General features: G+C 67.5%; 11 protein-coding genes. 8 read left to right on the top strand and 3 right to left on the bottom strand.

Annotation, left to right across the window (positions count from 1 at the left end; all coding sequences use genetic code 11):
* Positions 1 to 127: 127 nt before the first annotated feature.
* A complete protein-coding gene (locus VHR41_19550) occupies positions 128 to 505 on the bottom strand; it encodes a hypothetical protein (GenBank protein ID HEX3236395.1) in 378 nt (125 codons plus the stop codon).
* A 164-nt stretch (positions 506 to 669) separates the two neighbouring features.
* Here VHR41_19550 and VHR41_19545 point away from each other — a divergent pair, with 164 nt between their 5' ends.
* From VHR41_19545 to VHR41_19530, 4 genes are all read left to right on the top strand, one after another.
* Positions 670 to 894: a hypothetical protein gene (locus VHR41_19545; protein HEX3236394.1), complete on the top strand. Its 225-nt coding sequence runs from the start codon at positions 670 to 672 to the stop codon at positions 892 to 894.
* A gap of 70 nt (positions 895 to 964) precedes the next feature.
* Positions 965 to 1,915 (top strand): cysteine synthase family protein, encoded by a 951-nt coding sequence (locus VHR41_19540; GenBank protein HEX3236393.1) that lies wholly within the window; start codon positions 965 to 967, stop codon positions 1,913 to 1,915.
* 66 nt (positions 1,916 to 1,981) lie between these two features.
* The gene (locus VHR41_19535; protein ID HEX3236392.1) at positions 1,982 to 2,677 is read left to right on the top strand and encodes an NAD-dependent epimerase/dehydratase family protein; all 696 of its coding nucleotides are present in this window, start codon (positions 1,982 to 1,984) and stop codon (positions 2,675 to 2,677) included.
* Positions 2,678 to 2,681: 4 nt separating this feature from the next.
* A complete protein-coding gene (locus tag VHR41_19530) occupies positions 2,682 to 3,668 on the top strand; it encodes an MBL fold metallo-hydrolase (protein ID HEX3236391.1) in 987 nt (328 codons plus the stop codon).
* Between the two features lie 37 nt (positions 3,669 to 3,705).
* Here the strand turns inward: VHR41_19530 and VHR41_19525 are convergent, their stop codons facing one another.
* Positions 3,706 to 4,212 (bottom strand): DinB family protein, encoded by a 507-nt coding sequence (locus VHR41_19525; GenBank protein HEX3236390.1) that lies wholly within the window; start codon positions 4,210 to 4,212, stop codon positions 3,706 to 3,708.
* 157 nt (positions 4,213 to 4,369) lie between these two features.
* On the bottom strand, positions 4,370 to 5,119 hold the full coding sequence (locus tag VHR41_19520) for a hypothetical protein (protein HEX3236389.1): 750 nt from the start codon (positions 5,117 to 5,119) through the stop codon (positions 4,370 to 4,372).
* 222 nt (positions 5,120 to 5,341) lie between these two features.
* On the opposite strand from VHR41_19520, the gene VHR41_19515 reads away from it, so the two are divergent.
* The 4 genes from VHR41_19515 (at position 5,342) to VHR41_19500 (ending at position 11,223) form a co-directional block, all read left to right on the top strand.
* Positions 5,342 to 5,590, top strand: coding sequence for a zf-HC2 domain-containing protein (locus VHR41_19515; GenBank protein HEX3236388.1), 249 nt, complete (start codon positions 5,342 to 5,344; stop codon positions 5,588 to 5,590).
* A gap of 116 nt (positions 5,591 to 5,706) precedes the next feature.
* On the top strand, positions 5,707 to 8,427 hold the full coding sequence (locus tag VHR41_19510) for a hypothetical protein (GenBank protein ID HEX3236387.1): 2,721 nt from the start codon (positions 5,707 to 5,709) through the stop codon (positions 8,425 to 8,427).
* Positions 8,424 to 10,406 carry an amylo-alpha-1,6-glucosidase gene (locus VHR41_19505; protein HEX3236386.1) on the top strand — a complete coding sequence of 661 codons (1,983 nt, stop codon included), beginning with the start codon at positions 8,424 to 8,426 and terminating at the stop codon, positions 10,404 to 10,406. The genes VHR41_19510 and VHR41_19505 overlap by 4 nt, the downstream gene beginning before the upstream one ends.
* Positions 10,384 to 11,223 carry an aquaporin gene (locus tag VHR41_19500; protein ID HEX3236385.1) on the top strand — a complete coding sequence of 280 codons (840 nt, stop codon included), beginning with the start codon at positions 10,384 to 10,386 and terminating at the stop codon, positions 11,221 to 11,223. The genes VHR41_19505 and VHR41_19500 overlap by 23 nt, the downstream gene beginning before the upstream one ends.
* The last annotated feature ends 27 nt before the right edge of the window (positions 11,224 to 11,250 follow it).

The following is an 11,250-nucleotide window of genomic DNA, read 5'->3' as shown; positions in this document are numbered from 1 at the left end:
CGTTGGACGTTAGATCAAGCGGTGGTTCCGCTCAAGGGAGCGCCCCGTCCTGCCGCGCCACGGTGTCGAGGTGGAGTGGATAAGACTGGAATTCGGCGCCGACCGCGCCGTTGCGTGCTGAGGGCGGCTACTGTCGAGTCGTGACGGTGCTGTTGGACAGCTGCGGCGTAACCTCGAAGTCGAACACCGATCCGGGAGCCACGAGAAGCTCTTCGGAGCGGAACGGTTGTTCGGCCCCGTTGGTACGGGCCTCGAACTGGATCGAGCCGTGGCCGATCAGGTTCTGGGGGACAACGAAGTGGCCAGCCATCCCGGGGTTCACGGTTCCCAGGCGGTGGGTGATCCCCCACCCGATGGCGTAGACCTCGATGGGAAGGGCATACTGGCTGGTAACCTCGACAGCGACCGGAGGGCCAGTCGGCCGGATATCGCCGCCGCGGGAGTGGGCGCATGCGGAGGCCGTCAGCAACAGGGCAGGAACGAAGACCCTCAATCCGCGAAGCACGCGCCCTCCCTTCGCTCGACCTCTCCACCCGGCGCGATCCAGCTGAAAGGCGAGGTCTTAGTCGCACCAAAGTATGCCACCGGTCGTCTCGCGCGCCAGTCGGCCGGCCTTCCCTGGGGCCCCGGCATCAATGAAATTGCCCGAGGCCCTTACAGAAACTCTCCATGCGCCGATCCGCCGGCTCACGCGCCCTCGCACTGGCCTTGGCTGCCCTCGCGGCGGCCGCTGCTCCTCTGTGGAGCCAGGTCAGCGTCACCTCTCCCGACGGCCGCAACCAGGTGACGCCCTCCCTGCGCGCCATCACGGACGAGGAGCGCCTCGCCTTCGATGTCCCGCTCTCGTTCCTTACGCCGGGCAAGCGGTACGTGGCATCACCCGCCGGCCGGTGACGTCCGCCACCCGACTCTACATCGTGCTGGCGCCGGGAGGTGGCCAGGCCGTCCGCATTCGGGCCGCCCCATGACGGCGAGCATGGACGTGCTCGGCGCCATCGGCACCACCTCGATGGTGCAACTACGCAAGCTCGCTCCGCAGGGGGGTGCGGCCATTTTCCTCAAGCTCGAGTGGGAGAACCCTACCGGCAGCCTCAAGGATCGAATGGCGCGGGCCGTGATCTCGCAGGCGGAGGAGACGGGCAGGCTCAAGTCCGGCGATACCGTCGTGGAGTACACCGGCGGCAGTACCGGGACGTCCCTGGCACTGGTCTGTGCCGCCACGGGCTACCGCATCCATATCGTCAGCTCGGACGCGTTCAGCCGGGAGAAGTTGGATCACATGGCAGCGTTGGGTGCCGAGCTGACGCTGGTGCCGAGCGAGGGCGGCCTCACGACCAGGAAGCTGATCCTGGAGATGATCGAGACCGCGCGTGGCTTGAGCCAGCAGCCGCACACATACTGGACCGACCAGCTCAACAACCAGGACAGCATCGCCGGCTACTACTCGTTGGGAGAGGAGATCTGGAGTCAAACGAAAGGACAGATCGATGTCTTCGTGCATTGCGCGGGCACGGCGGCTTCCTCGCGTGGAGTAGCGACCGTTCTGAAGCGATACAAGCCCGGCGTCAAGATCGTCGTGGTCGAGCCCGCGGAATCCTCGGTCTTGCTGGGAGGTCGACCCGGGCCGCATAAGATCGAAGGCTTCGGGATCGGCTATACCCCACCCCTGTGGGAACCGAGCGTGGTGGACGAGATCCTGTCGGTCGGAACGGAGGAGGCCAAGGACATGGCGAGACGTCTTGCGCGGGAGGAGGCCCTCTTCGGCGGGACCTCGTCCGGAGCGAACGTCGTGGCCGCCATTCGAGTCGCGGAGCGGCTGGGACCTGATGCCAGAGTGGTGACGCTGATGGCGGACTCCGGGTTGAAATATCTGAGCACTGATGTGTACAGGAGCCAGGGAATCGGTGCGAATTAGGCGCCAGAACGCCGCCGCCGTCGCCGAGGGGTGCGGGCTCCGAGCGATGCGGACTGCCGGCGCACCATGAAGGTCTTGATCTTCGGGGCGACCGGGATGGTGGGCCAGGGCGTCCTCCGGGAGTGCCTCGCGGCGCCCGATGTGAGCCAGGTGACAGTGGTGGGCCGGACCAGGGTCCCACAGCACCACACACGTCTCCAGCAGCTCGTTCGCGCCGACCTCATGGATCTCGGCCCGATCGAGGAGCAGCTTCGAGGATTCGATGCCTGTTTCTTCTGTCTCGGCGTGTCCTCCTCGGGCATGACCGAAGGGGCCTACAAGCGGGCGACGTACGAACTCACCTTGGCTGTCGCATCCACGTTGTCGCGCCTGAACCCGGGCATGATCTTCACCTACGTCTCCGGCGCGGGGACGGATAGCACCGAACGGGGACGCACCATGTGGGCGCGGGTCAAAGGCAAGACGGAGAACGACCTCCAAGCACTGCCGTTGGCCGGCGTGTACCTGTTTCGGCCAGGTGTGATCCAACCGCTCCATGGCGTCAAGTCCAGGACGCCCGCCTATCGGCTCTTCTACACCTTTGCCAAGCCGCTGTTGCCGGTGGCGAGAGCACTCTTCCCCGACCTCGTGCTGACGACCGAAGACATGGGCCGGGCCATGCTCAATGCCGCGCGCCTCGGTCCTGGGCGAGCCGTGCTTGAGACCAGAGACATCGCACGGCTCGCCCGGGGGCCCGGGACGTTTGCGTCTGGCGCGGGCTGAGGAGATGGCGAAGCGGTTCCGTAATCCCTGGCCGGACAGCGAGCCGCAGAATTGGCGGAACGTCCTCCGATTTCTGGTCCAGGGGCGCGCGGCTGCCCGGGCAAAGACGCCGCCGCGAGGCACCTTTCCGGTCTCGACGCCGGCCGTCTCCTATCCCCGGGCGGATCGTGGCGATCTCACGGCCACTTGGATCGGCCATTCTACCGTGCTCCTGCAGCTTGGCGGCATCAATGTGCTGACCGACCCGGTGTTCAGCCAGCGCGCCTTTCCGGTCCAATGGCTGGGGCCGCGACGGGTCATGGATCCGGGGCTGCCGATCGATGCGCTCCCGCCGATCGACCTGGTGGCCCTCTCGCACAACCACTACGATCACCTCGACCGGCCCGCCATGCGGCGGATCGCGAGGCGTCACCCCCGGGCCGTGTGGATCGTGCCGCTCGGGCTCGGCGCGTACATCCGGCGCTGGGGACCTCGCGACATCGTGGAGTTGGACTGGTGGCAGCAGACCGCCGTCGAGGGCCTCCGGATCACGGCGACGCCGGCACGGCATTTCAGCGGCCGCGGGCTCCGGGATCGGAACCGGTCGCTCTGGTGCGGGTTCGCGTTCGAGGCAGAGGGAAAGCGCGCACTCTTTGTCGGTGACACGGCCTATCATCCCGAGTTTGAGGCGATCGGCTCGCGATGCGGTCCCTTCGATTTCGTGATGATCCCGATCGGCGCGTACGATCCTCGCTGGTTCATGCACGTCGTCCACGTGGACCCGGAGGAAGCGGTGCGAATCTACCACGACCTGGTGGCGTCCCAGCGCGACAAGCCACCTCCGGTGATGCTCGGTATCCACTGGGGGTGCTTTCGCCTGACGGACGAGCCGATGGACGAGCCACCCCGGCGAACCGCCGAGAGCTGGCGTGTCGCCGGGCTGGAGGAGGACCGGCTCTGGATCGCGCGGGTCGGAGAGACCCGGCGTCTCACGACGCTCGGGACTTCCTGACCTCCGCGCCCGGGCCGGCTTACCCTCCCCCGACCGCCTACGCTACCGAAGCAGGCGACAATCGCGCCTTCAGGGCCGCTCGTATCCGGGCCAGATGATGATAGCTGTGCCGGACGGCGTGGTCCTCGAGGAAGAACTGGCAGGTGAGCGGGGCGTCGGCATTGAGGGAGATCGGCGCCGCCCGATCCAGCTCCCCGTCGCTCAGCGCCCGAATCGCGGCGGCGGCCGCCGTGCTGTTGCGCTCCAGCAGCTCCAAGGCCACCTCCTTCGTCACGGCGTCCTGCTCCTTGGCGTGCGCGGCATTCATCTGGTGGACATCATCCCACGTCACGCCCGCGACCGGCTTTCCCGCGGCCAAGGTCTGAGCCAGCTGGATCTCCAGCGGGTACATGGTCGCGACATGGTGCACGATGACGCCGATCTTGCGCCCGTCCTTGGGGACGCGGGTGTGCCACTCGGCGCTGGTCAGGGCACTGGCGGAGCTTGCCAGGGCGCGCGCCCCCTGCTCGAGGCGCTCGGCGAGGGCGGCGGAACGTTGGCTCATGGTTGACCTCGTGCTGAAGGTGATCCGATATGGAAGCGAGCCGTCAGGGAGTCGGGAGGCAAGTATAGCGGGGGCGGCGTGCCTGGTATATCGGCGGGAGACTCACGGTGATGTCGGCATTTGACCTACAGCCGACTACCGATATGGCGGCATCCACCTACTTGGCCTCGATCCAGGCGGCCTTGTGATACGTCTCCGTATCATACAGATCCGGCTGCAGCTTCGCGTCCGCCCGGATGTTCCGGTACTCCTCCCGCTGCACTTCCTTCCCGTTCAGCTTAATCACGCATCGTGGCGCGACCCACGCCTTCGCCAGCGGCTGGTAGTTTTCGAAGGTGATGTCGAGCAGGTCGGGTGGGGCCCCCGGGTTCTTCTGGCTCTGGTGCGCCTCGATCAACCGAACGAACAGCATTCGCTTCTGTTCGATCCAGAACTGGTTGGTGGTAGTGTCGCCCTTGTCGGCCCCGACCACCCAGATCCTGGTGCCGTTCCAGTTGTCCTCCCGGATCTTGCTCAGATCCATCGACTGCGCCTTGAGCTGCGCGATGGTGGTCTCCGGCGGCTGCCCGTACACGTCGAAGCCCAGGGTCATCAGCAGGTTGCGGTCCTGGTGGGCGGCCACCCGCTTGCCACCCCGGAAGATGATGGACGAATCGCCCACGTACATGAACGCGTTCATGCTGTCCAGTGGCGCGATGTCGATCCGGAGCTTCCCCGGAATGGTCCCCGCCTCGTACCAGGTCTCCGGCGGTCCTTCCGGATGGGTGGTCGTCTGCTCGAAGGTGAGATTGTGATACCACTTGCCCGCGTATTTGGCGTGCATCTGACGCACGAGGTCTTCGCCTGACTTGGGCGCGGTATGAGTACCGAGCAGGGCGAGCGGGACCAGCAGGAAAAAGGGACGCACGCAACCTCCAGGGTTGGGTCGGATTGGGCGAATGATAGCCTTACGCCGCCCCAGGCTCGATGTTTCCCCCGGGCCCTCCGATTCTGGCAGTCGCTGCCGAATCGGTGGAACTCCAGGCTGGCCCATCGCATTAGACCCAACGCGGGCGTCCCGAAGCCTCCTGGCTGGCGGCAGCCGCGCGTCATGCCGCCCGACGGAGGGCGGGAAACCTGAAGGAGCGTGGTGACCCAGCCCCGGCATTTGACCTGCGAAGAGGTCTTCCGCAGACTCGACGACTATCTCGATCGCGAGCTCGATCCGGGGGAAGTGCCCCAGGTGGAGCGACATCTGGCCGAGTGCGAGTCGTGTGCCCGGGAATACCGCTTCGAGGCATCCGCGCTGGCGGGAATCCGGAGCAGGCTCCGGCGGATCCGGCTTCCGCCGGATCTCATGACCCGGGTCAGGCAGAGACTGTCGGCCGAGGGGGGTTAGGAAATCACGTCTCCGCCCATGGAACCCTTCCAGTTCAGGTGGCGTTCTATCCGGGAGCCTGATCCCCAATCAACAGAGGAAGACGCCGGCCGTCGGGCCGGGTCAGGAGGCATCCCGTGGCCGGAGCGGAAGCCGAGCGCCTCGCGCAGGACAGCAGTCGCGCTCGGAACTGGAAGCGCTGGGGCCCCTACCTGTCCGAGCGCCAGTGGGGCACGGTCAGAGAGGACTACTCTCCCGACGGCAATGTGTGGGACTACTTCTCCCACGATCAGGCACGGAGCCGGGCCTACCGCTGGGGCGAAGACGGTCTCCTCGGTATCACCGACCGCCAGGGTCGGCTCTGCTTCGGCCTGGCGCTCTGGAACGGGCGCGATCCGATCTTGAAGGAGCGGCTATTCGGGCTCACCGGTCCCGAGGGCAACCACGGCGAGGACGTAAAAGAGGTCTACTTCTACCTCGATTCCACTCCTACCCATTCGTACTTCAAGGGGCTCTACAAGTACCCTCAGACCGAGTTTCCCTACGAGCAGCTGGTTCGAGTCAACCGCGAGCGGAGCAAGACGGAGCCCGAGTTCGAGCTGGCCGACACCGGCGTGTTCGACGAGCACCGGTACTTCGACGTCTTCGCCGAGTACGCCAAGGCCGACACCGACGATATCCTGGTCCGCATCACGGTCGCGAATCGCGGCCCCGACGCCGCCACCCTGCATGTACTCCCCACCCTCTGGTTTCGCAACACCTGGAGCTGGGGACGCGACGGCGAAGGCTACTGGCCCAGGCCGAGCATCCGGCGGAGCGGGCCGGCCAGCATGCTCGCCGAGCACATGGGACTGGGGAGCTATACCCTGAACGCGGACCTTTCGAGGACCGGAGCCGCTCCGGAGCAGCTCTTCACCGACAACGAGACCAACCTCACCCGCCTCTTCGGCTCGCCCAACCCGCAGCCCTACGTGAAGGACGCTTTCCATCGGGCCATCGTAGAGGGAGATCGCTCGGCGGTGAATCCGGCAGAGGAGGGGACCAAGGCCGCCTTCCATTACGCTCTCACCGTTCCGCCCGGCGGCGAACAGGTGCTGCACCTGCGGCTCCGGAAGGCGGGCACGACCAGTGGCGCATCGTTCGGGAAGGCGTTCGACCGCACCTTCCAGGACCGGGTGGCCGAAGCCGACGAATTCTATGCCGCACACCTGCCCGCGGGCGCCACGCCTGAGGAGCAGCGAGTCCTGCGGCAGGGGTACGCCGGCCTGCTCTGGAGCAAGCAGTTCTATCACTACGTCGCCCCGCACTGGCTGGAGGGCGACCCGAGCCAGCCGGCGCCACCCCCGGACCGGAAACAGGGGCGGAACGCCGACTGGCACCATGTCTACAACCGCGACATCATCTCGATGCCGGACAAGTGGGAGTACCCCTGGTTCGCGGCGTGGGATCTGGCCTTCCACATGATTCCGTTCGCGCGAATCGATCCCCATTTCGCCAAGGAGCAGCTCCTGCTGCTGCTGCGCGAGTGGTACATGCACCCGAACGGCCAGATTCCGGCCTATGAGTTCGCCTTCGGCGACGTGAATCCGCCGGTGCACGCGTGGGCCTGCTGGCGGGTATACAAGATGACCGGCGCCAAGGGTCAGCGTGACCGGCTCTTCCTCGAGCGTGCCTTCCAGAAGCTGCTGCTCAACTTCACCTGGTGGGTCAACCGGAAGGATCCTCAGGGGCGGAACCTCTTCTCCGGCGGCTTCCTCGGCCTCGACAACATCGGGGTGTTCGATCGCTCCCGCCCGCTGCCGACCGGCGGCCACCTGGAGCAGGCCGACGGCACGGCCTGGATGGCGTTCTACTGCAACACGATGCTGTCGATGGCGCTGGAGCTCGCGAGCGAGAATCCCGCCTACGAGGACCTGGCGTCCAAGTTCTTCGAGCACTTCATCGCCATCGCGGACGCGATCAATAATCTCGGTGGCTCAGGGCTCTGGTGCGACGACGACGGCTTCTACTACGACCAGCTCCACGTCGAGGACAGCCAGCGGGCGCTCAGAGTCCGCTCCCTGGTGGGGCTGATGCCGCTCATCGCCGCCGAGGTGCTGGACGAGCGGAGCTTCGACCAGCTCCAGGGTTTCCGGAAGCGCATGAACTGGTTCCTGGAGAATCGCAAGGACGTGACCGGCCAGATCGCCTGCATGTATCCCCGGCAGGCCGGGGACCACGTCCAGCGTCTCCTGGCCATTCCGACCCGCGCCCGGCTTGAGCGGGTGCTGCGCTACATGCTGGACGAGAGCGAATTTCTCTCGCCCCATGGGATCCGCTCGGTCTCCCGGGTGCACCACGAGCGTCCCTACGAGCTCGATGTGAGTGGTGAGACCTATCGGGTGGACTATGTGCCCGCGGAGGGAAACAGCGGCCTGTTCGGCGGGAACTCCAACTGGCGGGGACCGGTGTGGTTCCCGATCAATTACCTGCTGGTCGAGGCGTTAGAGCGATACCATCACTTCTACGGGAACGACGTCACGGTGGAATGTCCGGTGGGATCCGGCCGGATGCTCAATCTCAAGGAAGTCGCTTCGGAGCTGGAGGCGCGCCTCGCCCGGCTCTTCCTGCCGGATGCGTCGGGGCGGCGGCCCTGTCACGGGGACGACCCTCGCTTCGCCGCCGATCCGCACTGGAAGGACCTGGTGCTGTTTCACGAGTACTTCCATGGTGACACCGGCCGGGGCGTGGGCGCCAGCCACCAGACCGGATGGACCGCGCTCGTGCTCCGCTGCATCGAGGGCCAGGCGCGCCAGCGCGGGGCTGCGGCGCCGGCCAAGCCCAAGTCGTCCGGCCGGCTCGCGGCGAGCCGGCGATGAGCGGGCCGATCGCGCTCGACGACCGCACCGAGTGGCTGGAAGCCGACGGCCTGGGCGGCTTCGCCTCGGGCACCACGCTGGGGGTGCGCACCCGGCGGTATCACGCCCTGCTTCAGGCCGCGACGACCCCGCCGACCGGCCGGATGGTCCTGGTGAACGGACTGGATGCCTGGGTCGAGACCGGAGGTCCCGAGTTCCTCACCCGCCAGCGCTATGGGCCCGGCGTGCTCGCCCCGGAGCACGGCGCCGGGCTGGAGTCCTTCACCGACGAGCCCTGGCCTACCTGGACCTACCGCCTGGCTGACGGCACCCGAATCGAGCACGAGCTGTTCGTGCCCCAGGGGCGCGCGGTGGTAGCGCTCCGCTGGCGGGTGGTGGGACGGCGCGCCGAGGCGCTGCCGTTCGCGGTGCGCCCCTTCCTGTCGGGGCGCGACTCGCACGCGCTGCACCACGAGAACCCGGCGTTCCGCTTCATGGAAGTGACCGCCGCTGAGCGGGTGGAGTGGCATCCGTACGATGGCGTGCCGGCCGTGCACGCGCTCTTCAACGCCGCCTACCAGCCGGAGCCGCAGTGGTATCGCGGGTTCCTCTACTCAGAGGAGCGGGCGCGGGGGCTGGACGACACGGAGGATCTGGCCGCGCCCGGCGTCTTCCGCTGGGACCTCTCGAGGAGCGATGCCGTGCTCCTGCTGGGCGCCGACGCGGCCCTCCCCGACGATCTCACCGCCGCCGAAGCCTTCAGCCGCTTCCGCCGCTCCGAGCGGGCCCGTCGGGCCCGATTCGCGAGCCGCCTGGAGCGCGCGGGCGACGCATACCTGGTGCGGCGGGATCCGGGGAAGACGATCGTGGCCGGCTATCCCTGGTTCACCGATTGGGGCCGGGACACGTTCATCTCCCTCCGGGGCCTCTGCCTCGCCACCGGACGTCTGGCCGACGCCCGCTCGATCCTGCTGGAGTGGGCCGGCCTGGTCTCGGAGGGCATGCTGCCCAATCGTTTCGTCGATCAGGGGGATGCTCCCGAGTACAACACGGTCGACGCGTCGCTCTGGTACGTGGTGGCCGCGCACGAATACCTCGACGCAGCGGAAGCTGCCGGCCGCCCGGCGCCCGCGCGGGACCGCAAGGCCCTCGGTCAGGCTGTGCAGGCGATCCTGGCAGGACACCTGCGCGGCACCCGCTACGGCATCAGGGCGGGCGACGACGGCCTGCTCGCCGCCGGGGAGCCGGGCGTTCAGCTCACCTGGATGGATGCGAAAGTGGGCGACTGGGTGGTCACCCCGCGGATCGGGAAACCGGTCGAGATCCAGGCGCTCTGGCTCAACGCCCTCCGTATCGCCGAGCGATTCACCCAGGATTACGCGGCGATCTACGCCCGCGGAGCAGCGAGCTTCGCCACCCGCTTCTGGAACGCCGATGCCGGATGGCTCTACGACGTGGTCGATGCCGATCACGTGCCCGGCCGGCTCGATCCGGCCATGCGTCCCAATCAGATCCTGGCAGTCGGTGGGCTGCCGTTCCCTCTGCTGGAGGGCGAGCGAGCCCGCCAGGTGGTGGATGCCGTGGAGCGCCGGCTGTGGACGCCGCTCGGGCTCCGCACGCTGGCGCCGGGCTCGGACGGGTACACCCCCTACTACCAAGGCGGCATTCGCGAGCGCGACGGCGCGTACCACCAGGGCACCGTCTGGCCCTGGCTCCTGGGGCCGTTCGTGGAGGCCTGGGTCAGAGTGCGGGGCGGCGGCGCGAGCGTGCGAGCGGAGGCGCGGCGGCGGTTCTTCCAGCCGCTGCTCGATCATCTGCCGGAGGCCGGGGTGGGCCACATCTCGGAGATCGCCGACGCGGAGCCGCCCCACACGCCGCGCGGCTGCCCCTTCCAGGCCTGGTCAGTGGCCGAGGCGCTCCGGCTCGACCGGCTGGTGCTCGGGGCGTCGGAGCAATCTCAACCGAGGAGAGCACGCCGTGCACAGCCGGTCGCCCGCTGAACACCACCTGCGGGAATACCTGATCGAAGGCGCGCTACTCGGGCTGTTCATGATCTCCGCCTGCGCCTTCACGGTGCTGCTGGAGCACCCGGCCTCCCCGCTTCACCGGGCATTGCCCGATGCCTTCATGCGACGGCTGTTGATCGGGCTGGCGATGGGAGGCACCGCGGTGGCCCTGATCTATTCGCCCTGGGGCAAGCAGTCGGGCGCCCACATGAATCCGGCGATCACCCTCACCTTCACCCGGCTCGGCAAGGTGGCTCCGCACGACGCGGCGGCCTATGTGGCCGCCCAGTTTGCCGGCGGGCTTAGCGGCGTGCTGCTGGCGCGGCTGGCGCTCCGCACCCTGCTGGCCCACCCGAGTGTCGGCTACGCGGCCACGTTGCCGGGTCACTGGGGGGTAACCGCGGCCTTCGTCGCCGAGGCCGCCATCTCCTGTCTGCTCGTGCTGATCGTGCTGACGGTCTCCAACCACCCGCGCTGGGCCGGGTACACCGGACTCTGCGCCGGTCTGCTGGTCGCGACCTACATCACGTTGGAGGCGCCGCTGTCGGGCATGAGCATGAACCCGGCGCGGACCTTCGCCTCCGCATTCTTCGGCCGGAACTGGACGGCCATCTGGCTCTATTTCGTCGCGCCGCCGCTGGGAATGCTGGTGGGAGCGGAGCTCTACCTCTGGCGCCGGGGGCGTCAGGCGGTGGCCTGCGCCAAGCTGCATCACCAGAACTCGAAGCGCTGCATCTTCTGCGAGTACCAGGCGAGCCGGGCCACAGCGTCCTTGCCCCAGGGAACCAATCCGAGCTCCTCGACATTATAGCCCGCGTCATCGGATCACATTCGGTTC

The organism is Gemmatimonadales bacterium (assembly GCA_036265815.1).
GTDB lineage: Bacteria > Gemmatimonadota > Gemmatimonadetes > Gemmatimonadales > GWC2-71-9 > CAVVWJ01.
The sequence above is the reverse complement of the archived record's forward strand: the minus strand, read 5'-3'. Positions and strand labels throughout refer to the sequence as shown.